Source organism: Leucobacter tenebrionis (assembly GCF_019884725.1).
Classification (GTDB): domain Bacteria; phylum Actinomycetota; class Actinomycetes; order Actinomycetales; family Microbacteriaceae; genus Leucobacter; species Leucobacter tenebrionis.
In genome coordinates this window covers 2642141-2667143 of sequence record NZ_CP082322.1, presented here as the reverse complement: position 1 = coordinate 2667143, position 25003 = coordinate 2642141, and the positions used below count along the sequence as shown (strand labels likewise).

22 protein-coding genes and 2 pseudogenes are annotated in these 25003 nt (G+C 64.2%); 10 read left to right on the top strand and 14 right to left on the bottom strand.

Annotated elements, in window-relative coordinates; all coding sequences use genetic code 11:
* Window positions 1–54: 54 nt before the first annotated feature.
* Window positions 55–1308 carry an MFS transporter gene (locus KVY00_RS12225; RefSeq protein WP_223043166.1) on the bottom strand — a complete coding sequence of 418 codons (1254 nt, stop codon included), beginning with the start codon at window positions 1306–1308 and terminating at the stop codon, window positions 55–57.
* Window positions 1309–1452: 144 nt separating this feature from the next.
* Here KVY00_RS12225 and KVY00_RS12220 point away from each other — a divergent pair, with 144 nt between their 5' ends.
* Complete coding sequence (locus tag KVY00_RS12220; protein ID WP_223043165.1) at window positions 1453–2073, top strand: TetR/AcrR family transcriptional regulator; 621 nt, start codon at window positions 1453–1455, stop codon at window positions 2071–2073.
* Window positions 2074–3994: 1921 nt separating this feature from the next.
* Here KVY00_RS12220 and KVY00_RS12215 read toward each other — a convergent pair.
* Complete coding sequence (locus tag KVY00_RS12215) at window positions 3995–6043, bottom strand: ATP-binding protein (RefSeq protein ID WP_223043164.1); 2049 nt, start codon at window positions 6041–6043, stop codon at window positions 3995–3997.
* 372 nt (window positions 6044–6415) lie between these two features.
* Here KVY00_RS12215 and KVY00_RS12210 point away from each other — a divergent pair, with 372 nt between their 5' ends.
* The 3 genes from KVY00_RS12210 to KVY00_RS12200 all read left to right on the top strand — a co-directional run bounded on the left by KVY00_RS12210 (window position 6416) and on the right by KVY00_RS12200 (window position 7960).
* Window positions 6416–6553, top strand: coding sequence for a hypothetical protein (locus KVY00_RS12210; RefSeq protein ID WP_223043163.1), 138 nt, complete (start codon window positions 6416–6418; stop codon window positions 6551–6553).
* A 61-nt stretch (window positions 6554–6614) separates the two neighbouring features.
* Entirely contained in the window at window positions 6615–6785 is a 171-nt protein-coding gene (locus KVY00_RS12205; protein ID WP_223043162.1) for a hypothetical protein, read from the top strand.
* Window positions 6786–6787: 2 nt separating this feature from the next.
* Entirely contained in the window at window positions 6788–7960 is a 1173-nt protein-coding gene (locus KVY00_RS12200; RefSeq protein ID WP_223043161.1) for a hypothetical protein, read from the top strand.
* A gap of 45 nt (window positions 7961–8005) precedes the next feature.
* Here KVY00_RS12200 and KVY00_RS12195 read toward each other — a convergent pair whose 3' ends face one another.
* From KVY00_RS12195 to KVY00_RS12180, 4 genes are all read right to left on the bottom strand, one after another.
* Entirely contained in the window at window positions 8006–8197 is a 192-nt protein-coding gene (locus KVY00_RS12195) for a hypothetical protein (RefSeq protein WP_223043160.1), read from the bottom strand.
* A gap of 722 nt (window positions 8198–8919) precedes the next feature.
* Complete coding sequence (locus tag KVY00_RS12190) at window positions 8920–9516, bottom strand: signal peptidase II (RefSeq protein WP_223043159.1); 597 nt, start codon at window positions 9514–9516, stop codon at window positions 8920–8922.
* A gap of 37 nt (window positions 9517–9553) precedes the next feature.
* A complete protein-coding gene (locus KVY00_RS12185) occupies window positions 9554–9853 on the bottom strand; it encodes a transcriptional regulator (RefSeq protein ID WP_255572627.1) in 300 nt (99 codons plus the stop codon).
* 4 nt (window positions 9854–9857) lie between these two features.
* The gene (locus tag KVY00_RS12180) at window positions 9858–10421 is read right to left on the bottom strand and encodes a hypothetical protein (RefSeq protein WP_223043157.1); all 564 of its coding nucleotides are present in this window, start codon (window positions 10419–10421) and stop codon (window positions 9858–9860) included.
* 254 nt (window positions 10422–10675) lie between these two features.
* Between KVY00_RS12180 and KVY00_RS12175 the strand changes: the two genes are divergently transcribed.
* Both KVY00_RS12175 and KVY00_RS12170 read left to right on the top strand, forming a co-directional pair.
* A protein-coding gene (locus KVY00_RS12175; RefSeq protein ID WP_223043156.1) for an IS3 family transposase occupies window positions 10676–11928 on the top strand; the annotation gives its coding sequence in 2 pieces (ribosomal slippage) (window positions 10676–10958 and window positions 10958–11928; 1254 coding nt in all).
* Window positions 11929–12773: 845 nt separating this feature from the next.
* The gene (locus tag KVY00_RS12170) at window positions 12774–12938 is read left to right on the top strand and encodes a hypothetical protein (RefSeq protein WP_169797676.1); all 165 of its coding nucleotides are present in this window, start codon (window positions 12774–12776) and stop codon (window positions 12936–12938) included.
* Window positions 12939–12997: 59 nt separating this feature from the next.
* Here the strand turns inward: KVY00_RS12170 and KVY00_RS12165 are convergent, their stop codons facing one another.
* The 5 genes from KVY00_RS12165 to KVY00_RS12145 all read right to left on the bottom strand — a co-directional run bounded on the left by KVY00_RS12165 (window position 12998) and on the right by KVY00_RS12145 (window position 18068).
* A complete protein-coding gene (locus tag KVY00_RS12165) occupies window positions 12998–14035 on the bottom strand; it encodes a diacylglycerol/lipid kinase family protein (protein ID WP_084344525.1) in 1038 nt (345 codons plus the stop codon).
* Window positions 14032–15132, bottom strand: a complete 1101-nt coding sequence (locus KVY00_RS12160; RefSeq protein ID WP_067245956.1) for a fatty acid desaturase family protein — start codon at window positions 15130–15132, stop codon at window positions 14032–14034. Before KVY00_RS12160 ends, KVY00_RS12165 begins: the two co-directional genes overlap by 4 nt.
* A gap of 33 nt (window positions 15133–15165) precedes the next feature.
* A complete protein-coding gene (locus tag KVY00_RS12155; RefSeq protein WP_067246056.1) occupies window positions 15166–15705 on the bottom strand; it encodes a hypothetical protein in 540 nt (179 codons plus the stop codon).
* Between the two features lie 292 nt (window positions 15706–15997).
* The gene (locus KVY00_RS12150) at window positions 15998–17674 is read right to left on the bottom strand and encodes a SulP family inorganic anion transporter (RefSeq protein WP_223043155.1); all 1677 of its coding nucleotides are present in this window, start codon (window positions 17672–17674) and stop codon (window positions 15998–16000) included.
* A gap of 19 nt (window positions 17675–17693) precedes the next feature.
* On the bottom strand, window positions 17694–18068 hold the full coding sequence (locus tag KVY00_RS12145) for an ArsR/SmtB family transcription factor (protein WP_223043154.1): 375 nt from the start codon (window positions 18066–18068) through the stop codon (window positions 17694–17696).
* 83 nt (window positions 18069–18151) lie between these two features.
* Here KVY00_RS12145 and KVY00_RS12140 point away from each other — a divergent pair, with 83 nt between their 5' ends.
* From KVY00_RS12140 to KVY00_RS12130, 3 genes and pseudogenes are all read left to right on the top strand, one after another.
* Window positions 18152–18331, top strand: coding sequence for a hypothetical protein (locus tag KVY00_RS12140; protein ID WP_223045359.1), 180 nt, complete (start codon window positions 18152–18154; stop codon window positions 18329–18331).
* 31 nt (window positions 18332–18362) lie between these two features.
* Window positions 18363–18698 carry a hypothetical protein gene (locus KVY00_RS12135; RefSeq protein WP_223043153.1) on the top strand — a complete coding sequence of 112 codons (336 nt, stop codon included), beginning with the start codon at window positions 18363–18365 and terminating at the stop codon, window positions 18696–18698.
* Between the two features lie 19 nt (window positions 18699–18717).
* Window positions 18718–19106, top strand: a pseudogene (locus KVY00_RS12130) (zinc ribbon domain-containing protein YjdM).
* A 22-nt stretch (window positions 19107–19128) separates the two neighbouring features.
* Here the strand turns inward: KVY00_RS12130 and istB are convergent.
* Both istB and istA read right to left on the bottom strand, forming a co-directional pair.
* Window positions 19129–19935 (bottom strand): IS21-like element helper ATPase IstB, encoded by an 807-nt coding sequence (gene istB, locus KVY00_RS12125; RefSeq protein WP_223043152.1) that lies wholly within the window; start codon window positions 19933–19935, stop codon window positions 19129–19131.
* A gap of 21 nt (window positions 19936–19956) precedes the next feature.
* Window positions 19957–21607, bottom strand: a pseudogene (istA, locus tag KVY00_RS12120) (IS21 family transposase).
* Between the two features lie 182 nt (window positions 21608–21789).
* Here istA and KVY00_RS12115 point away from each other — a divergent pair.
* A complete protein-coding gene (locus tag KVY00_RS12115; RefSeq protein WP_394358248.1) occupies window positions 21790–22299 on the top strand; it encodes a DNA-processing protein DprA in 510 nt (169 codons plus the stop codon).
* Window positions 22300–22393: 94 nt separating this feature from the next.
* Here the strand turns inward: KVY00_RS12115 and KVY00_RS12110 are convergent, their stop codons facing one another.
* Window positions 22394–24982, bottom strand: a complete 2589-nt coding sequence (locus KVY00_RS12110; RefSeq protein WP_223043150.1) for an AAA family ATPase — start codon at window positions 24980–24982, stop codon at window positions 22394–22396.
* Window positions 24983–25003 lie beyond the last annotated feature (21 nt).

Here is a 25003-nt window from a genome sequence, read left to right as displayed (position 1 = left end):
TCTGACTGGTGCCTGATCCGGCATGGTTTCTGGGATAGGTGGAATCGGGGGAGGTCAGCTGGTGGGCTGCGAGTAACGCGCGAGGGCTCGCTCCGCTCCAACCGAGACACGGGCGATCCACACCACAGGTGCGATGGCCGCGAAGCTCACGATGCCCATGATGAGCGCGAACAGGGGCGTACCCAGCCATTCGATGAAGGCACCGCCGATGAGCGGGGCGAAGCTCGATCCGACGAGATATGCACCGACCAGCGGCCCCGACCAGCGACCTCGCGCGTCGAGGCCGGCGGCCGTCGCGATGAAGAGCGTGAATGCGAACGCGTACACCGTGTTCACCGCGATGATCAGAATGCACAGCACCACGGGGTCGGTCGTGAGCCCGATCGCGACCTTGATGCCGCCGCCGAGCACGAGCGCGATAGCGAGGGGAAGCGCGCGCCCGATACGTTCGCCCGCGATCGTCACGAAAAGCATGCCCAGGATGCCGCCGGCGGCTGCAAGGCTGAGTGAGAAGCCGAGCGTCTGCTCGCCCACCCCGATCGCGTCGCCCAGCACCGGCGCCATCGTCCAGATCGCGTCCTCACTCGTTCCCCACACGGCGAAAACGATGAGCACCGCGATGCCCGCGATCGTGATCCGGCGAGGCGCGGCGATCTCGAGCGAGGTGGTGACGTCGACAGGTTCGGCGTGTTCGGGCACACCGGGCAGCCAGACCGCCAGCGCTAGCCCCGCAAGCGAGATCAGGGCAAGCGTGGCGAAAACGCTGATCTGCGACACGCCCACGAGCGGAATGATGGCGAGCACGACCGTGATCAGCACCCGGTTGGTGAGCCCGCTCGCGGCAGAGACCCGGTTGGGGTTCTGCAACGCCGCGATTGCCGCCCCGGAGGTGGAGATCGCAGTGCCGACACCGACACCGCCGACGATCAGCGCGACCGCGACGACGGTCGGATCGGATGCGAACGTGCCCACACTGAAAGCGATCGTCGCGATGAGCAGGCCCGCCGCGGCGAGCGGTCTACGAAGAGAGCCGGACGCGAGCCGGGCGCTCAGGAGGCCGACGACGGCAGAGGCGAGCAACGCCCAGGTGAGAATGTTGCCGCTGGCGATGATGTCGAATCCCAGGACGCCGAGGGCGGTGAGGATATGCGGGGCGAGGTTTGCCATCATGAGGCTCGCAAGGGCCACGATGAAGGTGGCGCTCCCGTTACGTGCGTTGAGGCTGAATCGCGGGTCGACCGAGGGATCGGCCTGCGCGGCGCCCGCCGAACCGCCGGTCGCGGTGGGGGCTGGTGTCGAAGCGGTCATGATGGTCTCTTTCCGGCGTCGGTGGCGGGGCGGAGATTAATCGAAACTATTTCGATTAATCGTCTTTATGGTGCTCGCTGTGGGAGGATCTGTCAAGTAGCGATGTCCGTGGCATTGATCCGCGCGGAGCTGAGAAGGAGCCCTGTGGCACGACCCCGTGAAGCCAAACTCTCACGAGAGATCATCGGCCGCGCCGCCATCGAGTACGTCGAGGCCGGCAACGATCTGCAGCTCGTGCCGCTCGCGAAGAAGCTCGGCGTGAGAGTCTCATCGCTGTACCACCATGTGAGAGGACGCGAAGGCGTGATCCAGGCGATGCGTCACGTTCTAGTGGCGGAGTATGTTCCGGATCAACCGATGCAGGAAGACGGCGACTGGGCCGACCGCGTTCGACGCGAGGTCGAGACGACCTGGCGGCTCTACACCGATCATCCGCGATCGCTCGCGCTCATGCTTACCGTGGTCATCGACGAACCCGACGTGATGCGGGTGTACTCGACCCTCGTCGATGCACTCGTCGAGGCTGGAGTGCCCGACGACGAGATCCTCACCACCGTCGAGGTGATCGATGCGTTCACGTTCGGTGCGGCGCTCGACGCGCTCTCACCCGATCAGATTCTCGAGCCCGAGGAGGCCGACGGAAAACTTGGCGAGCTGCTGCCCGGGCATCTCGTCGGTCGCGCGCGCAATCGGGCGATGTTCGATCACGGGCTGGATCTCTTGATCGAGGGGATACGGTCCCGCGTGGACCGCGCTTCCGGCTAGGGGCGGTCTATCAGCGCGGTTCCAAGCCGTACAGGAACCCCGCCTCGCGATAGGAACTCGTGCGACTTCGGCACGTCTGCGAAGGGCGAGGCGGTGGGGGGTGCCCCTTTATTGTCGGAGAAGTTTTCGGCACGCGCTGGCATGGTTCGTCCCGGTCACGGCAATCGCCACCTGGGCCCGATGGCCTCAACGACCAGGCCGTACGTGCTCGTCGTCGCTCCGCGGATCAGGGTGCCATTCGGTTCCACTTAGTAGCTCAGGCCGACGGCGAAAAACACGGACGCACGGCTGGCCTTAGTGTGTCAGAGCTTCGATCCGGTGATGCGACAGGAGATGCTCGCACCGAATTCGGCCTCGGTGAGGACGCGCGTGCACGAATCCCGCGATCGCCTTGCCGTCCCTTCAGCGTTGGTGTCACGCCCAGAACGTCGGCGCCGAAGGCCGCGATGTCGGCCACCCCTCCGCCGCTCAGGATGCGCGGCTACCGGTCGGCGCCCAGGCCCGGGTGACTGCAATGTCCCGAGACATCACAATTCCTCGGAACGGCGAGATTTGAAAGCGCGCCGCCGCATGAAGCTACTCCGGCAGGATTCCGTCAATCATCAACTCCATTTGCGCCGACTTTTACCTCCCGGTTTCCGATGAGGTCCTGGCCAATCATCTTCCGTGATACCGAGATCCCACCCGATATTTCCCGAGCCCACACCATCACATGACCCCATAGGATCCACAAGACCAAACTCTTCGCTCACATGGCAAAGCCCTTCGTACACCGATCGCCCCCGCACCACGAGAGAAGCCGCACGCTGACGCAGTGTCTTCACGTGTGCGTTGTTCGTGGGGAGCCAATCCATATCGTGCGGGCACGTGAAACCCACTTCATACTCCGGTTCCGCATCGCGCTCCGCGTAGAAAGTGAGGCTCAGCAGTTCCCAGTGCAACACTTGGTTGCGCTCTCGGAGTAGATCCAGAACATCATCGATCCATTCTTGAACCGAAGGTGCGTCAATCCTCCCCCAGGGTGGCATCGATATCAGAGTCTGCCGTCTGGCTTTTCGCAATGCAATAGCCGTACTGAGCAGTCCTGGGTCCGTCACTCCGAGCGCTTGGCTGACAAAACAGGCAGCGGACTCCAGTCGTCCTATCTCCAGCACGAAGTAGCCGAGGTCTCGTACATATTCATCATCGACAGGAAATGGGTCGGATTGCACATGTCCATGCTGTGCAGCAAACCGCTCTCGCACAACCCCGGTCTGCCAACGCGCGAGCTCTTGCACGTCTGTCGATAATCCAGAACTCGGTAACATCGATCGACGTGTCTCGACTGCGGCTCTATCCGGCGGTGTGCTACGCCACTTGATCTGAGAGATCTCTCGACATCTCGGGCTCTAAAAAGTTTGAAAGATCACACAGCGTCTGGTTTCAGGATATCCCCGACGCCTGTTCCGCGACTTCCCGGACGCTACGGCACTGTCAGGGCTGACAGGATTTGAACCTGCGACCCCTTGAGCCAGCGACGTGATCTACGTCGCGGACTCTCCATAGCCGTAGATGCCTTACGGGAGTAGGGCACGCGAGCTATCGCGGTTCCTGGCAGTTCCCGCCGATTCCGGTGACATCCTGCGTCTAGCGGTGACACTAGCGGTGACATTTTCGAAGGGCTCGAGGGGCTTTTAAGAAGCCTGAGAGAGACCTTGATATCTGGAGCGGTCTACTGGAGTACGCCGCGGTTGGCGAGCGGGACAGCGTACCAGTCAAGGTGCCCGCGGACGACGACTACCGCACGTGCTCGGTGCGCGGGCCGGGCCCGGCATTCGGTTCGGACGAGCACGGCATGCCGATCGCGTTCGTGTGCCCGGAGCACGGAATTCAGGCCCTGGTTGACCCGTTCGAGGATTCGCGGTGACTCTAAAACCGCGATTCAACTCGAAGGCAGCCCGAGCCTGTCGAAGAATGCCTGGTTGCGCTGCTTCGCACTGTTCACGAGACCGTCGAAGCTGATGACTTCGATGTACGTCTTGTACTGGTCGTTGTAACCGAAGTATCCGAGCCCGTCATGCGTCTTCGTCAGGTCGTACCGCCGGCACCGGCTTTCCATGGTCGGTGTGAGGTCAGCGATTATGTAGCAGAAGGCCGGAGGCTCCTGAGGGCTCGACGGGATCGGCCGTCCCGCTGAGGTCTTCACTCTGCCTTCTCGGATGCGCTCGACGTAGTCCAAGCATTGGTCGATCGGGTTCGCGCCCTCCGTCGCGTCATCACGCAGCGGACGCTTGAGCTCGACGACGACGATCGAATTCAGCGGCGGGTTAGGACGATCGGAGGCCAGCACCGGCAGGTCTGGATGGATCGGGCGAGACACGAGAATGTCCGGCCGCGCCGGCGAGTCCGCCTCAGTGATCGGCATGCTCTTGAACGTCTTGTCAGAAGCGAGATAGTCGTGGAACACGAGCCGTTCGTCAAGGATCCAGAGGTTGGACGCATCGGCACCGACCGAGTTCGAATCCTTCCTCATCGGGAAAATCAGTTCGTGAATAGAGTCCTCACGGGCGTACTTTCCATCGTCGTCCGAACGAATGAGCTCTTCGAGGATGTCAAGCGTGGTGCGACGCCTCGCGACGTAGTTGGCCAAATCGGACTGGTTCAGTTCTGTGAGCGTCTCGAGGTACTTGGCGAGGCGCTCATCGTAGTCCTCAGGCTTCTTGCCGCTCGATGCGGAGAATATCGCCTGCCCCTCGGTCAGCAGCTGGTTCTCGATCCTCTGAGCGTGCTTGTGCAACTCAATCTCAAGATCGCTGTCCTTCATGGCGGGGTCAACGACGATCCCGGACGACTCGATTCGCTTAAAAAGCGGGCGGAACTTCGGTGCCTTCGTACTAATGTAGCGGTTGATTCGCTCCTTGCTCGCGACCTGTGCCGAGGCGAGCGGCTCAGCCAAAGCTTCTGCGATCTTGTCTAGGACACCCGTGCGGATGTCGTCGAGCGTTGGCTCGTCGAGCAACGCGTCGCCAGCCAGGCGCTCGGGCAGGTCGAAATCGGTGCGGTCCGATCTGACGTGGTCGTCGAGAAAGGACGAAGACAGATAGCAGACGTAAGTGAACTCGCCGCCGGCCCCGTCCTTCATACGTGCATAGAGACCGGGGAGCTTCCCCGCGATGCTCTCGTCCTTCACGACCCGGTTCGCGGCGCACCAGTGCAGGCGGGGTGTCGCGTTGCGGGCCGAAGTCTTCAGGCGGAGGTTGAGCATCTCGAACTTCTGGCCCTTGACCTCGAATGAAGCGGCGGTCTCTGTATACCCGAGCTCTTCGACGAAATCCTTGAGCGAGAACATCTCGTCGTCGTCCTCGACGACCACCTCGGGGGCTCCGCCCTCACGCAGGAAGTACCAGATGCAGTGCTCGAAGATCTCGCGCGCGATCGCCTCGGTCGACTTCGGTGCACTCTGCTGGAAGGACTTCTTGAATCCGTCAAGCAGCACGGTCGTGCCCGCGTCTGTCAGCCCCGTAGGCGACACGCCCTGCACGACGTCCTGAAGGATCGAGAAGCTGAACTGCCGGCCAGAGAGCGCGTCGCCGTCGTAGTAAGCGCTGCGCACCTCGATGCGGTCGAAAGCCACGAGCCAGAGGAGGCGGCCTACTCCGCGGCAGCCGATGGGAGCCTTGTAGTCGCTGTCGAGCGTCTCGAATGACGCCATGTTGTCGGGCGTGAAGCCGATGCCGTTGTCCTCGATGCTGAAGCCGGTGATGATCCTCAGCGGCGCACGACCGGGACTCCCATTCGTGAGGTCGAACGTTGCTTGCGTGTCACGATGGATCCGCACGGTGACCCGGCCGCGAGCGGAGGCGTCATTAGGAAAGCGGGCGTCAATCGCCTGGATGCCGTTGACGACTGCCTCGTGCAGGGGCAGGAGCGCATGGGTCTTGGGCAGCGTCGTGTTGCGCACGCGCCCTGCGAGCGAAGTTTTCAGCGCCATAGTTCCTCCTCCGCATTGATAGCCGAAACTCTATTCGATGCCTCCGACATCGCGACAATTACTTCTTGACCGTAGCCGTCAGCGTCTTCATGATCCGACCGATGGAGGGCCGCTTCGCTCTGCAATGCCCCATTTGATCGAAGTCCTCGATTTCAAGGCAATCTTTATGGGTGGCAAGCTGTTTCGTCCCCGAGGTGGGCCCAGTCTGCCTGCGCTGACACGCTGTTCGCAGATGCTCAGCCCCCGCGGTCACCGGGATCGCTGAGCTTGCCGAGAAGGCCGGGAAGGACGACCTAGTCATCCCAGGCTTTATGACGAACATGTGCGTGAAGTTAACTACGGAGGGCGCGTTCCTCGCCGCAAGACCCCCCGGTGATCGCCGACGCCTGCACGACCCGGCTTCTGGAGAGCGACGTGGCACCGGTGTCGGAGCAGCAACTGCACGAGGCCGCGCTGGCCACGATCGGCGAGCCGTACGGCCGCGTCCGCACGGCCGACGAGCCGGTCTGAGCAAGGGCCAAAGCCACGAGGTCTCTGACGCCCCACCACTAGGGCCGGTAGTGTCGGATCCATGGAGCACGACGAGATAGACGGACTAGACAGCATGCCGGTCAGGGTAACTGCGGACGACGGCTACCGCGCACGCGCCCTCTGCGGCGATGACTGCGAGCCCGATCCCAGCTTCGGCTTCACCGCAGACAAGGATGCATCGAGCACAAAACTCGTTGTGCCGTCCATCTGAGCATGGAGAAACTTCCCAATGCCGTTACCCTAGGTCATCGGCTGCGCACGACCATGCTCCGTGATTTCGAGCAACCGACTGAGTCCGATATCAGAGCGTCAAAGGGAGCGCTATCCCGAATCACCATTGGGCTCGAAGAATGCCCCATTCCCGCTGTCATGGGGTTCGCACTCAAGCTCGCGGGTCTGGAGCGCTTCGGCCCGGGAGAGAAGGTGGCCTGGTGGGTATCGTTCATGCGGGAAGGTGTGCTCTACGAAGTGGCGCACCAGAAGTTTGGGCTGCGCCTGCGCATCGGCGGTGACGGCCTGAGCGAATCAGAGATCGAGCTTCGTCTCGCGCAGACCAAGAAGAAGCTCATCTCGGCGACCAAGGTTGTGGAGAAGGGTATCAATGCGCACACTGACCAGCTGTTGGAATCCGGGGATGCAACCGTCGTCAACCAGCACCGCCGTCTGGAACAGGCCTACGAGTACTTCCGCGACCGCTCACTCAACCCGACGGTCGTAGAAGACGAACACATCGAGATCAAGCCAGAAGACGGGTTCGGAATCTCGGGATGGTCTTTCACAAGCGGTGCCGCAGTGATGCAGCTCAATTCGACGCACGACGTGGTCGCCGCCATCACCGCTTTCCTGAGCCGCCTAGAGCACGACCTCGTCCTCTCGTTGCCCTTCGCGGGGTTCGACCCGTCGAAAGACCGCCTCCTCGGCTTCATCGGTCAAAGGTGGGGCCTCAAGTACGAACGAGTGCTTGGCAAAACGGGGCAGGCCAAGGTCTATCTCGACAAGCTGGTCGATGTTATGGAGCGCTGGCGCAACACGTATACGCACGGCGGCTTCGAGAAAGGGAACGAGACAACTGTGTACGCGCACGTACCGGACGTCGGCGCATTGCCCATCGGGGTCAGTTCGCTGCGCGGGCGATCGTTCCTTTCGTTGCCGAATGCCACCGAAGTGACAATTCGTGATGTCTTTGCGCTCTTCGACGAGTTCGACGAATGGTTCTCGGCTGCCGTGCCCCAGGCGAGCGCGTGGATAAGGTCTGGGCTAGACGTACGTTTTGACGACCGCTTTCGCGACCTGGTCCAATCACTCGCCAATGATCCTGATGGGTTCCAACGCTACATCGACTATGCCAACTACCAGGTAGACCAGGCTTGGAACATGGACTACTGATCGCAGAGGGCCCCTGCAGGATGATCCTGCAGGGGCCCTGTCTGCCTAGTTGCCATTGACGCGACGTGCCAGTTCGATCTTCTCGACAAGCGCCTGGTGCAACTCGGCGACGGTCAGATCAGGATTCCCTGCGAGCATCTCGTCGACCGCTCGGGCCACGTACTGCTTGGCGGCGTAGTCCATATAGGCATTGAACTGCGGGTCCGTGATCGCGCTGAGGTCGATGCCCATGATCACGCCACGAGCTTCGACTCGACGAGGGCGTTCAGGCCGGCCTGCCTGTAGAGCACCGAGCCGCCGATCTTGGCGAACTTCGAGCCCTGCCTTCGGAGCGCCACTACTTCGGGGGCGAGTAGCCGACGCCCAAGTAGACGGCTGCGTCAACCGAATCACAAAGCGATCAACGGATGGCTATTGGGTGTAGTTCCTCCTGAGCAGAGGCAAATTGAACCTGCGATCTTGGCTCTTTGGAGACAGGTTCCGAACGAGCAACCCATGCAGGCACAATGCGACCAAGAGCGCTATCTTGGGAGACAGCACTCCAAGTCAGACCGGGCGTGTCGCGGTGACATCCGCCTCTTACTGGTGACATCTGCGGTGACATTTAGTGATCGAGACGACGAAACCCCGACCAGATTTACCTTCTGATCGGGGTTTTTGTCGGGCTGACAGGATTTGAACCTGCGACCCCTTGACCCCCAGGCGTCCAGACGGCTCGACTCTCGCCGAGAACCGCGTGATTCAGCGGCCCAGATTGTGCAACGCACGTCATGAATCGTATGGTTCCCATGATTCTGGTCCCCTTCTGGTCCCCTCACAGCGATGTCTTGCATGGCTGGTTCCAGCCAGTGAGGTATGGGGCGAGGTTCACGACGCAGGAGTCCTCGCTGTTGTATGAGGCTGTCGATAGCGCAGTTCGTCGACGCCATACCTTCACACGGGAAGTGGTCAAGCAAGTTTCACGAGAATGAGGTTCCGGCCGGCGTGGCGGCTCGCATGCCGATGCCGCGCAGGGTGAGGAGGAGCAGCGTGACGGCGGCGGCGAAGATAGCGATGTCGGCGATGTTTCCGATGAACCAGTTGCCGTATGCGATGAAATCGACCACATGCCCTCGCGCGAACCCTGGCGCGCGAAACAGACGGTCAGCGAGGTGAGTCAGCGCCCCGCCGAGCAGCAGTCCCCAGGCCACCGCCCACGCGAGCGATCGAGTTCGCCAGGCGACGAGGCAGACGCCGATGGCGGCCAGACCAGCGACGACCGCGAAGACCCACGTGAACTGCTCGCCCATCGAGAACGCAGCGCCAGGATTGAAGACCAGCTGAAACCCGAGCAGGTCTCCAAGCACCGGCACGCGTCGACTCGTCGACAATTCCGTCTCCGCCCACAGCTTTGAGAGCTGGTCGGCCACGATCGTGACCGCTGCGACAACCGCGGTGATGAGCGGCGCCCAGCGTGTGAAGACGCCACGGCGCCGAATCTGCGACGACGTGGATGCGCTCCGATCGGCCCGCCCACCGTCCGAAGACATACCGGAATCAACCGAACTGTCGGACATACACCGATCCTCTCCATCCACATCGGGAGGCCTGATCTCAGGCCTCCCACGCGTCGCCGGCGAGTTCACGAAGAGCCGCTATGTGCCGGTCGAACGCCCGCCGGCCTTCGGCAGTCATCGACACCGATGTGGTCAGACGCGCATCGCTTCGGGCGAGGGATGGGGCCTTCTTGGTGACCACATATCCGGCGTCCATCAAGCCGCTGATGGTCTTCGAAAGGCTGGCATCGCTGAGCAGAAGCACTTCCCTCAACGCGCCGAAGTCGGCCCGGTCAACGACTCGCAGAGCCGAGCACAACCGCAGACGGTTCGGCGCGTGAATCGCGGCATCGAACAACGACTCAGCCCGCACGCCGCATGTCCCAGGCGAATGCCCGTCCCTCCACTACGACGAAGAGCCACATGGCAACGAAGGCGAGAACGGCCACACCGGCGACCGCTAGCGGCATGCCCGCCCCCTCGAACAGAGACGCGACGCTGTACAGAACGACCATGCTGCCCATCATGACGATGAGCGCGCCAGCGCTCGCGGGCCCGGCCAGGCCGCGCTTGGCAATCCCGACAATACGACGCCGGAGACTCTCCAGAGCCAAGCCCAAACCGATCGCGAGAACCAGCAACGCCGACTTCACCCACACCGCATCGATCATGGGCGTGAGCAACAGCCCGGCAACGAGCACACCACACACGAACCCATACCAGACGGGCGCCCGCATCCGGTCGCCGAGCCGTTTCCTGTCGAGCTCCAGCCCTCGCAGCTCAGCTGCCACGACCTCAGGGCGCTCAGACGACCAATCATTTTCCATGCTGGCAAGCAAATCACTTTCACCCAGGGAAAGCAAGTCGCTCCCGCGCCAGCCTGGCCGAGAGCATCCGGCAACGCCGAGCAGTGCGCTGCGTTCCAACGCTCTTCTTCGGTCGACGCAATCGGGATGAAGGGGGCATTCGGCGCACCGGCCCCAGCCCGGCCCTCCCTGTCGCCGCCACGATACTCAGGCGATACTGGACGGATGGGGAGCACGAACTACACCAACACATTCATCCAGGTCGCAGACGATTGCCCCGTCGCCTCCGCCGAGCAGCCCCCGATCACCGGCAGGGCTCCGACTGAATCGCCCCGGTATGTCCGGAGACTGGATTCCTTGGAAGGATCAGTCTCATGGGACGTCCCAGTAAGTATCCGGCCGAGCTGCGCGAGCGCGCCGTCCGGATGGTCGCGGAGGTGCGACCGGACCACGACAGCGAGTACCGGGCGATCAGCCACGTCGCGAAGCTCCTCGGCGTCGGATCGCCGGAGACGGTGCGGCAGTGGATCCGCCGGCAGCAGGTCGACACCGGCGCTCGGCCGGGTGTGACGAGCGAGGCACAGGAGGAGATCAAGCGCCTCAAGCGCGAGGTATCCGAGCTGCGGCGAGCGAACGAGATCTTGAAGGCGGCTTCGGCTTTCTTCGCGGCCGAACTCGACCGGCCGTTCACGCGATAGTCGCGTTCATCGATGAGCACAGGGACCGCACCGACGGCGGTCTGCGATGGGGTGTCGAGTCGATCTGCAGGGTACTCACCGAGCACGGCTGCACGATCGCCCCATCGACCTACTATGACGCTCGTGGACGCGGGCCCTCGGCGCGGAAGCGGCGCGACGATGACTGGAAGGTCGTCATCTCCGAGGCTTGGAAGGCGCAGCACCGCCGTTACGGAGCCCGCAAGCTCTGGCTGCGGTTGCGACGTAACGGGCACGACATCGCCCGCTGCACCGTCGAACGCCTGATGCGCGAACTCGGGCTGGTCGGCGTCACCCGCGGCAAGCGGCGCAAGCCCGCCGACACGGCCGTGAAGGAGGTCAGGCCGGCTGACCTGGTCGATCGGCACTTCGCGAGGTTCCGCACCGATCAGCTCTGGGTCGCGGACTTCACCTATGTCTGGACCTGGACCGGATGGGTCTACGTCGCGTTCGTGTTCGACGCGCACTCGCGTCGCATCCTCGGCTGGCGGGCCGCCACATCGATGGCCACACCGCTGGTTCTCGACTGCCTCGAGATGGCGCTGTTCACACGCCGACGCGAAGGCGCCAGCGAGTTCGCGTCGCTGACGCATCACACGGACACCGGGTCGGTCTACACGTCGATCGCGTTCACCGAGCGTCTCGCCGATGAGGGCATCGACGCGTCCGTCGGCAGTGTCGGCGACGCCTACGACAACGCCCTCGCGGAGTCGCAGATCGGGCTCTACAAGTCCGAACTCATCCATCACGAGGGCCCCTGGCGGGATCTCGCACACGTCGAAGCGGCCACCGCCGAATGGGTGTCCTGGTTCAACAGCGACCGCATCCACGGCAGCCTCGACGACCTCACCCCGATCGAAGTCGAGCAGATCGACTACGCTCACCACCAGCCGCTCGAAACAGCGGCCTGACACCACAAATTGACTCTCCGGACATGCCGGGGCGATTCAGTCGGAGCACCGTCGCGCCCACGATTTGGTCCACCTCATGGGCACCTTTTGGTGCACTCCACAGCCGACGTCGCGGAACGGAAGTGGACCAATGCGCGAACGGGCAGGACAGGCAGATGAGGGAAGTGGACCAGCCAGTGACCATCTCCGGAAACGACGAAGCCCTGGTGAAAATTGCTTCTCACCAGGGCTTTTTGTCGGGATGACAGAAACTCTGAGCGTCATCCTAGGCTCGCGTTGCCGAGTGTATGGATGAATTTGCCAACCGCTTCAGGCGCTGGCAGGTCGATCCGGAGTCGGATGCTTCCCGCCTGCGGTCCTGTGCCGTTGACGATCGCAGCCCCGCCGAGTTGGTCGAGAAGCGAGCCCATGGCGTCTGCTGCATCGGCGGGCAGATGGCCGACGCCACGTCCGTTGGATGTGACGGCGACCCCGGCTGGGGATCTTCGCGTGCGGGCCTGGGTGCGGAGGACATACATGCGAGGCGCTTGGCTGCCACGTTCGCGATCGTTCACGAGGTAGTGGGTCCGTCCCAGCACGACAGGCCGTGTCGGAAGGTGCCGGAGATCGGGGAGTTCGTGGTGGCGGCTGATGCGACCGGTTGTGATGTGTAGAAGTTGTTCCCACCATGCGGGCATGAGCGCCCCTTCTCCTCGGATCCGTATGCCATCACCGAGGCGGAGCACGCTTCTACTATGTCAGCCCGTGCTGTGAATCCTCCCGCCAGCCGCGGGCCCGGACAGATCCGCAGAGGCAATGTCGTTGATCACCGGTTTTCTCGGGCGATTGAGCGTAGCGTGAGGAGCATGTGGACAGTTCTTCTCATCTTGCTTGTGGCCTGGGTGGTGCTGTCGATCGTGGGATTCGTGTTCGAGGGCCTGCTCTGGTTGGCCATCATCGGGATCGTGCTCTTCATCGGCACCCTGATCTTCGGGATACTCCGTCAGCGCGCCAAGCGCGCCAAGACGTAGTCACCCCGCACGGGACGCACGGGGCGCGGTCCACCTTCCTTGCCGTTGCGCCTGGGTTTCTACGGGCGTGACGGCCGCTGCCGGGCGGCGGTGCTCTTCTCCACCACGATCGTTTGGGCCGGCACGCGCACGTGCAGGGCGCCCGGGCGGACGCTGACGCGGACACGGGTGATGTGGCCGAAGCTGTCGCCGTCGAGTTCGATGAGGTGAGGGGCGTCGAACCGGGCTTCGAACCGGGTTCCTTGGACGTAGGCGAGTGCGTGGAGGTCGGGTGTCTGCTGGAGGATCTTGCGGCTGAGCGGGGAGCGGCGGGCGAGGCCTTGCAGGGTGAGGCGGGTTCCGATCCGCGCCCACCCGAAGCGTCCTGTCGGGCGCATCATTACGACGTCCAGCAGGCCGTCGTCGATGATCGCAGCGGGGATCAGGAGCATGTTCCCGGTGAGGGTTCCGCAGTTGCCGACGATGACCGTGTGCGCCCGGGTCGACCTCACCCGCCCTCCGTCGATTCGGTAGTCGAGATGGAAGAGCTTGTTCGCGATGACCGAGCGGGCGATCGGTGTGACGTACGCGAACCAGCCGAGATGCTTTTTCGCGATGATGCTTGTGCTCTCCGCCATCTCCGCATCCAGTCCGATGCCGGCCATGACCATGAACGTATGCGAACGCCGGGCGCCGCTCTCGTCCTCGAGCTCAGCCACCCCGACATCCACGGACCGGTCCTCACCCGAGAACGCGGCGGAGACGCAGGCGGCGATGTCGTTGAGCGGCGCACCGACATCACGTGCGAGGAGATTACCGGTGCCCAGGGGAACCAGCGCGACCGGAATGCCCGTCCCTTGCATCACCTCCGCGACGGCTCGGACCGTGCCGTCGCCGCCCGCGACCATCACCACCGCCGGAGCAGCAGCGAGAGCGTGCTCCGCGGCCGCCCGGCCCGCGTCGTCGCTGCGCGTCTCGTACCAGCGCGTCTGCTCCCACCTATGCTGGGCCTCATACTCCGCGACCACGGGGCGAAGCCGCTCCAGCGGGGTCTTCACAGGGTTGTAGACGACGGCGGCGTGCCCTCGCCCGGCTGCCGTGTGGTCGTGCGTGCTCACTGCGGGACTGCGGTGAAGTAGCGGCGCTGCTCGACCAGGGGGCAGGTGAACACGTCGCGCTCCCCGAGTCCGACACGGTTGATGTACCGCACGATGATCGCATAGGACGCCAGCAGCCCCGTCTGCACATACGGCACATCATGGCTCCGGCAGTAGGCGGCGATGATGGGCGCTGCCTTGCGCAGGTGAGGGCGCGGCATGGACGGGAACAGGTGATGCTCGATCTGATAATTCAACCCGCCCATCGCGGTGTCGAGCAGACGTCCGCCGCGGACGTTTCGGCTCATCATCGCCTGGCGGCGCAGGAAGTCGAAGCTCGCATCGCTCGGCACGATCGGCATCCCCTTGTGGTTCGGGGCGAACGAGACGCCCATGTAGAACCCGAAAAGCCCGAGCTGCACCGCGAGGAACACGAACGCGATGCCCGGCGACAGCACGAGGAAGACGAGCACCGGGAAACCGACCAGGCGGACCAAGAGGAACCCGATCTCGACCCATCTTCTGCTCAACGGACCGCGCGTGACCACCCGACGCACCCCGGACGCATGCAGCGAGACGCCCTCCAGGAGCAGGATCGGGAAGAAAAAGATCCCCTGATGCGAGCGCAACCACGACAGGACCCGCCCTCTCGGCGCGGCACGCTCCGGAGCCACGACGATCACCGGCAGCTCAATGTCGGGATCGGATCCCAGCTTGTTCGGATTCGCGTGGTGACGGGTGTGCTTGTGCTGCCACCATCCGTAGCTCATCCCCACCAGCAGGTCGCCGAGCACGAGACTTGTCCAGTCGTTCCACTTGCCAGAGACGAAGATCTGCCGGTGCGCCGAATCATGCCCGAGAAAGGCGATCTGCGTGAACACGACCGCCAGGAACGCCGCCGTGAACAGCTGCCACCACGTGTCACCGATCCACACGAACACCAGCAGACCGCCAGCGAGCACAAGCGGCAAGCCGATCAGCTTCGACCAGTAATACCCATACCGGCGACGTAACAGCCCCTGATCCCGGATCGTCTTCGCCAGGGCCGTGAACTCACTCCCAGCCCTGCCGCTCCGCCGATCCATCGAGCGCGGTGTGGTCGAACGAAACCCACCCATGATGCGCCCCACATCCCACGGCCACGGACGCCATCAACGCCCGTGACCACCCTCGTCAGTCCAGTCGTCGATGCGGGCGCGATCGTCGGTCGCCGCGGCATGCCGATCCGGCTCAGGCATTCGTGTCTCGGAGGTGCGGAACGTCACCGACTCCGCGAGAGCCGCGACAGAGGCCGCTCTGTCATGCTCACCCGCAGCCGCCTCGCGGAACCGGACCGCCGCCGCATCCTGCTTCGCACGGACACCCTCGCTGATCTCCGCCAGCCTGTCGGCAAGCACCCCACCGAGACCGTCGCGCAACTCCTCAAGATTCGTGTTCGCGATCTCCAAGCGACGATCCGAGATCGTCAGCTCGACGGTCGAGTACCCAGCCTTCGCGAGACGGTCCCGCGTCTCGCTCCCCAGGATCTCCGTGATCTCGTCCCGTTCGGGGCGGCGCGTGAACACCGCCTCCACCGTGTAACGATCCGGGGCCTCATCAGTCATCAGCGCCGCAGGCAACGAACCCACCAGCACCGATCCCAGGCCCAGCGTCGCGGTATCTGCACCGCTCGTTCGTGTCTGCGTATCCATAACCCCACGGTACGCCCCCAACATGTACGCCTCACAGGTTCAACCAAATTGAAGCGCCCTGCCCGCGGGTGAGAACGAGCGTAAGCGGCCGGGCACGCCTGCCGCAGAGCAGGTGGATCTTCGTCATCGAACCGCCCCGTGCCCCGCAAGCGACGTCGGCGACAGTCAGCATTGCTGTTTGGCGACCTCGTCAACAGCAGAGTGCCCTACTCATCCGTGGCCCACGAACGTCCGTGCTCCTCAGTGAAGGAGAGGGCACGCCAGGTGTAGAGGTCGCTCATGTGGGCGGGGATCATGCGTCCGATGCTCCGTTCTGATGCCCGCGCCTCGTGGTCGCATCCTGGGTCCGTGCCCTGTGGATGTGGCTACGGGCATGAGCGATCGCGGGGTCCAGGTCGGTGTAGAGGTGGTTGTGGTGGCGGAGGGATGCGATCACGCCGACTCGGGTGGCGAGTTGCAGGTGTTTGGGTGGAATGCCTTTGATGAGGACGGTGATCCCCCGCCGCTCGAGGGTGTGGACGAGTTCGGTGAGGACTTGCGCGCCGGTCGCGTCGAGGACCTGCAGCCCGGACAGCCGCAGGATCACGACAGTCACATTTTGGATGGTGCCGATGCGAGCGACGATGCGTTCGGCCGCTCCGAAGAACAGTGCCCCATCGAGGCGGAACAGGGCGATGCGATCGTCCCCGGGCTCCGCAGGCGCGGGGAGTTCTTCCCGGTGCACGCCGGCAGAGATCGCAAGGCGACGCAACGTGAAGAACGCGGCGGCGAGGACCCCAATTCCGACGGCGTAGATGAGATCCACGCTCACGGTGATCACCGCGGTGACCACGAACACGAGCGCGTCGGAGCGGGTGGAGCGGAGAATCGTGCGGATCGTGGTGAGGGAGATCATTCGGGTCGCGGTCACCATCAGCACCCCCGACAGCGCAGCCAGCGGGATCGTGGATACGACGGTGCTTGCCGCGTAGACGACGACGAGCAGGATCAGGGAGTGGACAATCGCGGCGACCCGGGTGCGGGCACCGGATCGGATGTTCACTGCGGTGCGGGCGATCGCCCCCGTTGCGGGCATGCCTCCGAACAGTCCGGAACCGAGGGAGGCGAGGCCTTGCCCGACGAGTTCCCGGTCCGCATCGTAGGGGCCGGTGTCGGAGATCGAGGCGGCGACCCGGGCGGACAGCAGCGATTCGATCGCCGCGAGAGCGGCGATCGTGCACGCCGGCCCCATCAGCGCGAGTACCGTTGCGGGGTCTGCGACCGGAAGGAGTGGGGCGGGCAGCGATGCCGGGAGCTCCCCGATCGACGGCACCGGAACCTGGAACACCACAACCAGCACGGTGACGACGATGATCGCGATAATCGAGCCGGGGAGCGCCCGGTGCAGTTTCGGGGCCAGCACCATGATCGCCGCGACCGTACCGGCGATGGCGAGTGACCACCACATTGTGGGCAGATCCACCGTGCCGGCGGCTTCTATGGCGGCGACGGCGGCGTTGCTGCTGGGACCTGCGGGCACGCCGAGAGCGGCCGGGATCTGCTGCAGGAAGATGATGACCGCGATCCCCAACGTGAAGCCCTCGATGACCGGCCACGGGATGAACGTCACCGCGTTCCCCAGGCGCAGCAGGCCCGCGAGGAGCACAATGCCCCCAGCCATCACGCACACCACGGGCAGGACGGTGAGCCCGTGAGCGGCGATCACCGGTCCGAGGACGACGACCATCGCACCCGTCGGGCCGGAGACCTGCACGTTCGATCCACCGAAGACAGCAGCGATGACCCCGGCGATGATCGCCGTCACCAACCCGGACGCGGCACCGGCACCCGAGGACACTCCGAACGCCAACGCGAGGGGCAACGCCACGACCCCGACCGTCACCCCGGCGAGCACATCACGCCGCCACGACCGCGGGACCTCCCGGTAGTCCGCCCGCCGCGGCCACAACCCGGCCAGCCCTCGCGCCATCAGCGGGCCCCCGGACTTCTCATGCCGCGCCGGGACGTGAAATGTCGGGGAGGGACACCGCGGACACCAGCTGCTGCTGCGTCGTGTGCAGCACCTCGGTCAGAAACGCGCGGGCCGCGCTGAGAAGATCCACGACCTGCGGATGCGCCACCCGGTAGAACACCAGGCTTCCCCGGCGTTCGGCAGCAACAAGATGGTGCTTGCGGAGCACGGACAGATGCTGCGACAGATGCGACGCCTCGAGGCCCGTGTCCGCCAGCAGTTCCGACACCGACGTCTCCGGCTGTGAGCACAGCACTTCCAGCACTCGCACCCGGACCGGGTGCGAGAGCCCCTTGAACAGGTTTGCCTTCACCTCATACAACGGACGCTGCGCATCCCACGTGTCTGCCACAACAACACCTCCCGATTGATGAATCCATCATACGATGGATACTCATATCCGCTACTCGCCCCGCTGCACCGATTGGACCTGCGATGAAGACCGCCTTTACCTTCACCCTCACCATGGGGTTGCTGCTGTTCGGGATCTGGCTCCTCGGTGCCGCGTTCTCCGCACCGACCGGGCAAGCGTTCGTCTTCATCGGCGGCCTGCTGTGCATCGCACTGGCCTGGATGATCCCGCTGCTTATCCTCCCGTCCCGCGAACGACGCTAACCCCGCCACCCTGCACCGAGAGAACCCGCCCGTGCGCCGCGCCACCTTGACCCGCACCTACCAGTCGCCGACAGGTAGCCCCCTCCAGCTCCGCCGGGGGGACCACGTCCACGTCGGCTCCGCCGATCACCCACGCCCCGGGTTCGAATTCGTCCTCACCGCGGACGGGCACGGCTGGGTCCCCACCCGTCACCTCACGACCGACCGCCCCACGGCCGTCATCCGCTTCGCGTACGACACCACCGAACTCGACGCCACCACCGGGGACCGCGTCACCGTCATCGTCGACGATCCGCACGTCGGCCAATCCTGGTGCCGCACACCAGACGGACGCGAAGGCTGGCTCCCCCGCGACATCCTCGACTGAACCCGCCACCCATGGTGTGATGAGTTCATCATGCCGCGGTATCGTGGAGAGCATGGCCGATGTCCTTCCTCCCTGCCCCTCCTGCGCCGGCGAGCACACCTACGAAATGAGCACGCTCTACGTGTGCCCGCTGTGCGGATTCGAATGGTCAGCGTCCGCGCCCTCGAACGACGAGACCGTCTTGGCTGGCCCCGTCGTGAAAGACGCGGTCGGCAACGTGCTCGCTGACGGCGACACCGTCGTGGTCACGGCCTCCATCAAGGTCAAAGGCTCCCCCACGGCATCAAAGCCGGAACGAAGGTCCGCAACATCCGCCTCATCGATCCGGTGAATGGACACGACATCGACTGCAAAGTCGACGGATTCGGTGCCATGCTGCTGAAATCGAGCCTCGTGAAAAGAGCCTGACCCGTCTGTCGTCGCCTTGGTGCTAACGCCCCAGGGCTTGACGGGCATGGGCGAGGCGGTAGGAGTCAGTGCCGGTTTCGATGATCGCGGCTCCGAAGGTGAGCCGGTCGACGATCGCGGCGCAGAGCCTGGGGTCGGTGAAGGTTTTGGTCCAGCCGGCGAAGGATTCGTTGGAGGCGATGGCGACGCTGTTCTTCTCTTCACGTTCGGTGAGGACCTGGAAGAGGAGCTCTGCACCGCGGCGGTCGAGTTGCATGTAGCCGAGTTCATCGATGCAGAGCAGGTCGACGCGCCCGTAGCGGGCGATCGTCTTGGACAGCACGAGTTCATCGGGCGCTTCGACGAGCTCGTTCGCGAGCTTCGTAGCGAGGGTGTACTTGACCCGGTACCCGGCCATCGCGGCCTCGGTGCCGAGCGCGATCAGCAGGTGCGACTTCCCGGTGCCGGAGTCGCCGATGAGGCAGACAGGCTGGCCTTTCGCGACCCAGTCGCATTTCGCGAGGGTGTGGATCAGGGCAGGGTCGATGTTCGGGTTCGCGTCGAAATCGAACGTGCGCAGCGACTTCTCCCTCGGGAACTGCGCGGCGCGAATACGGCGTTCGGAACGCCGCCGGGCGCGGTCATCGCACTCCGCGATGAGAAGTTCGGCGAGGAACCCGCTGTACGACATCTGCTGCGCGGCGGCCTGGTCGGCGGTGTCCGGGAACTGGGCGCGCACGGTCGGCAGCCGGAGCATCCGGCAGGCCTGGTCGACCGCGGTGCGGGCGGCTTCTTCGGTCAGGCCGCGACGTCTGGGCAGCGCCAGGTTCGGGGCGGGCTTGGTCGGCATCGTTCGGCTCCCTTGCGTGTGTCAGCGGTGGTTGCGCCTGCTGGGCAGCAGAGCGTCGTACTGATCGACCGTCGGCAACGGCCTCGTGTCCGCCGGCAACTGCGACGCCCGCAGACGCCGTTCTGTCAACGACGCCACCGGCCTCACTCGCCCCCGCCGGCCTCCTGAGGCACGACAGCGTTGCCATCGTCGATTCGGGTCACGGTCGGAAGGGACACGTCGCTCGCGTCAGCGATCCTTCGCGCTTCCAACGCGACCGCATCAGCGGTGAACGCGCCCGCCCCCAGGGCCGCGGCAAGACCGGCGATCACGAGATCCCGCGGCAGATGCCTGTGCAGGAGGAGCACCTCGATCAGTGCCCGCGTCCCTGCCGCATCGCCGTGCGCTTTGCGGGCCGCAACCCACCAGGCATCGTGGACGGACGTGAACGTTCCTGACGCGCGGGCCTGCTCGAGCGCGGTGGAGCCCGGGAGCGCGCCGGGCTTGCGGTCAAGGACCTCGAGGTAGTGGTCGAGGTCGACCCGGACGCCGCCTTTGGTCATCAACCTCTCGTGACGGCAGGCCTCTGTCCGTCCGTCGAAGACCTGCAGCTCGGACGCATGCAGAAGCACGCGCACCTGGCGTCCGACGAGGCGTGCGGGCACCGAGTACCGGTTCATACGGACCGTGATCTGGCTGTACCTGTCCACCCACGGCGTGAACCACCGCCCCGTCTCGAAGATATCGATCGGCAACGGCTGCAACAGCGGCCGCTCCAGCGCGAAGTGCTCACCCACGGTGCGGATTCGTTGCGCGATCCGCCGTTGCTCGTCCTCGGCATCCCATTGATCGATCAGATCGTTCAGCTCCGCGAGGGACTCGACTTCGGGGACCGGCACGAACCGGTTGCGGCGGAACCTACCGATTTCCCCCTCCACCCCGCCCTTCTCGTGCGCTCCGGTGATGCCCGGCTGACAGTAGAAGGCGTCGATGCCGTAGTGCGAGCGGAACGCGACCCACCGGTCGGTCTCTACCCGTTGCCGGCTGAAACCGACCACGCTCGCGACAGCGGCTTGAGATTGTCGTAACGGATCTTGCCGGCTGGCACGCCGCCGAGGACGTCGAAGGCGTGCGTGTGACCCTCGAAGAACGCCTCCTGACCGGCGGTCGCCGACACCCGGTGCACGGCCTTGCCTGAGTACGACAAGCGCAGGCAGAACACCGTGCACGTCACCGCCTCACCTCTCAGCCGAATCATCACGTCCCCGAAGTCGACCTCCGCATCCTGCCCAGGAAGATGCGACTGCGGAATGAACACGTCCCCCGCTACGCGACCAGCCTCGGCATGGATCTCGCGCGTACGGCGGGCGACGTACGCACGCACCATCCCGTACGACACATCCAACGCACTGTGCTCATCCAACAGGCGTTGATGGATTCGCACGACCGTATGCCGCTGTTTCCGCGGCGCGGACAGATCGTCCCGCAGCCAGCCATCGATCACATCCTTGAACGGGTCCAACCGTGATGCTCGTGGCGGCAGGTCCCGTCCCTGAGCGGGCCAGGCAGAGTCCAACGCCGCAGCGACCGTCCGGAATCCGACACCATGCTTGCGTTGCAGGGCGCGCTTCGACAGGCCGTCCCGCGCGTCACGCCGGATAGCCGCGAACAGACCAACCCGAGAATCCTTCACCAGAAGCTCCCCGCATCGTCGCGGGAACCCTCCCCATGCCGGGTGCTGTCGAGACTCATCAACATCCAAAGACTCTCGTGGTCGAGTGCTGTCGAAATTCACCGATAGTCGCTGTCGGAACTCATCGACAAAATCACACGGGCGAACTCGCCTCCAATCTGACCCATGCTGAGCGGATCATCGTGGCCGGCGGCGCCTACGGCATCGACGCCGCACACCGAGCCGCACTCGCCACAGGCGGGCAGACCCTCGCTGTCATGGTCGGCGGCTTGGATCGCCTCTACCCATCCGGCAATCGTGAGCTGCTGGCACGAGTCGGAGACCTCGGCCTGCTCGCCAGTGAGATGCCGCCCGGCTCCGCGCCGACCAAGTGGCGGTTCCTCGCCCGCAATCGCATCCTCGGTGCCCTCTCCGGTGCAACCGTCGTCGTGGAGGCCGGCTATCGCTCCAGCTCCCTCAACGTCGCCGCCCGCGCTGCGCAGCTCGGCCGCCCGGTCGGCGCCGTGCCCGGTCCGGTAACCAGTGTGTCCAGTGCCGGGACGCACCGGCTGTTGCGCCAAGGCGTCGCGTCCCTCGTGACGGACGCTGCAGACATCTCCGCACTCTTCGGTTCTGCGGATGAAAATTCGCAAACATTCTCACGCGACCCTAGCGTCAGCCATCCCATGCGAAGACCGCCCCGAAGCCTCTAGCCCCACCGCTGCGACCCTTGGGGGCCCTCCGTTCTCGGCAGTCGTGAAGGATTCCGAACCTGGCAAAGCCGCATTCCTGGAACGCCCTCATCGTTCAGGATGCGATGTAGGCAGACCGCGCTGCCTTGGCTCTCTCCCAGTCTTCCTGGACATCTCCGACGGTCGGTTTGGTGCTCATGTACTCGGCCGCGTGAGAGTGCCCGGTCATCCGCTCGCACGCGCGGTCGAAGAGAGGCTCGATAACCGCGATCGCGTCATCGAGTCGGGAACTGTCGATCTTGGACAGGCGCGTCATCATGATGTTCTTGCGATAGCGCTGCGTGACGTTTTGCAGCAGCTCCTGCTCTACGAACGCTTCGCACCAGGCACGGATCAGGTCGTATGTCTCCTTGATGAGCGCATCTTGAACTACGGGTTCGGCACTGGGCATCTCTTGCAGTTTCGCGTTGATCCGTTTCGCGAGGTCCGCGGGCGTGTCCAACCTCGGCTCGACGTCCGGCGCCAGGATTCCCTTGGCCGCCCCGCCATCGCGGACCTCGTAGATGCGTGTTCGTAGTTTCTTGTTCTGCCGAGCCGCGATCAGCGCCGACGCGAACATGATGTTGTGAGTCAAGACAACGACCTGGTGCGTCTCGGCGAGGTTCTGGATACGGGCCGCGACCTCATCGAGCCGACGGTAGTCAAGGCTCGTCACCGGGTCGTCGAAAATCAGCGGCGCCTTCGTTCCACGCATCCGGCTTTCGGCGAGGAAGTCCGCCAGCGCCAAGACCTTCTGCTCTCCTTCTGAGAGCACAGCGGACGGCTTGTAGGAGGCGACGGCCTTCTTACGTTGAGCCTGTCCGCTCCTGCCTTGGAATCGGAGCGCGACCTGTGGCGCACGCAAGCGGGCGCACTCCTCGGCGAAGAGCGTCTCGAAGTTCTTGTTCACGAGATCCTCGCTCGCGAGTTTCGACTGCACCGTGAGCTGCTTCGATGCACCGTTCGATATGACACGAGAGAGCTTCTCGAGTTGCTGAGCTCGTCGCGCGCGTCGCACATACTCGCGGGCACCGGCTAGGTTCCGGTTCAGCTCGATGCGCGCGATCAGCTCCGCGACGGCTTTCTGCTTCTCGGCGAGCGCGGTAGCAGCATTGGCCTTGTCGTCTGCCATCTGTCGGACGGCAGCACTGGTGCTTTCCAGTTCTGTTGACACGGCGGTAGCAAGGGCACGTGCGTCCTCGCGGAGCGAGCTCGGAGCGACAGGCTGTCCGTCAGCGGTCTCCTCCGCGATGGCCCGTATTGCCCCGAGAACCTCACACGCTTGGCTTGCCCATGCAGGAGGTTTCTCACAGTCCTTTTGTTCCGAGGCGAACTCGATCGCGCGAGCCAGTTCTGCTTCGTTGACGGCGAACTTTGAAGCCGCCAGGGCGGCGTTCGCATCTTGCACCTGACGGATGAGCGTCTCGTCCAGGAACGTGCGGTAGCGAGTGAGAAGGTTCAGAGCCGTCGGGCTGAGTTCCTGCATGCAGTACAAGCAGGAGTCGCCGGTGGCCGGGTAGTGCTCGCGGCCGAGGTGCTGTCGATACGACTCGCCGGCAACGATGAACTCTTGCCACTCCTCATCCGCCGGTCCTGGCAGTTCGTCCTGGCTGAAGAGCTGTTCCCGTGCCTCTGCTCTCCGCTGCTCGGCCTGTTCGAGCTTGGATCGTGCGGTCTCATATGCGGCCGCGTCGAAGTTCTGCGCGACGTTGAGGACGCCGAGCAAGCGTGTGAGTTGCCGCTCCGCTTCCTGCGAACTAGAGAGAATCGCGTCGAGAGAGTTCGAACGCAGCGCGGCGACCTCGCTTTCCAGTCGTTCGCGATCGGACTCCGCGTCTTTGGGCAGCGTTGCGAGCGCATCGAGTTCCGCGAGTTCGGTGGTGGCGCCGAGCGTCTCGATCACGGGGTACACCTTCGTGCCGCGTGTGAACCGTGAGAGCAACGGGTTGCTCCCTGGCGCCAAGGTGCTCACCTCTGCTGCAATCCGCTGCTGCACTCCTTGTATGCCCGTAGCGACGTGAGCAAACAGCGCGAGTTCGGCGGGTGTGTAGACATAGCCCAGGTCGCTGTCGACGTGCAGGGACACCGCACTGGCGTCGAACACACTGATGCGAGTGAACGGTGCAAGGCCGGCTTCGTCGCGCCATCGCACCGACGACTCCGTGCCGGACAGGCGATAGGCGATGTCTGCGCTGGGAGACGGCGGGGTGTCGAGATGCACCGCGTGTGCGTTCGGCAGGATGTCCTCGGCCGTACGCACAGCCGATATCCGCTTCAGGATTCGCGCGTATCCGGTCTTCCCTGATCCGTTCTGTCCGAACAGAACCGTCAGCTCCGAATCAAAACCGAGTTCCTGGTCCGCGGCGAGCGCATTGACACCTTCGATGTTAGCCAGACTGACCAGTTCGAGCGTGTCCTCCTCCGCTGCATCTGCCGCGGCCAGCTCGAGCTTCGGGATTTCGGGAGCGTCACCGTCACCGAGACCCTTCTCGGCGAGAAATGTGGCGTACGCGGCGTCCAGCAGGGCGTCACTCGGGGCCTGCCGGGACAGGATCGTTTCGGCGGTGAGCTGACGCACCCACGCGTCCTGCCCGTTCGCCCAATCCACCAGCAGGCGTCGGGGAGTCGCATCCCCCAAGTTGACCGAGACCTCATCGGCGGTCACGTCTACCTCCGTCCTGGCGAA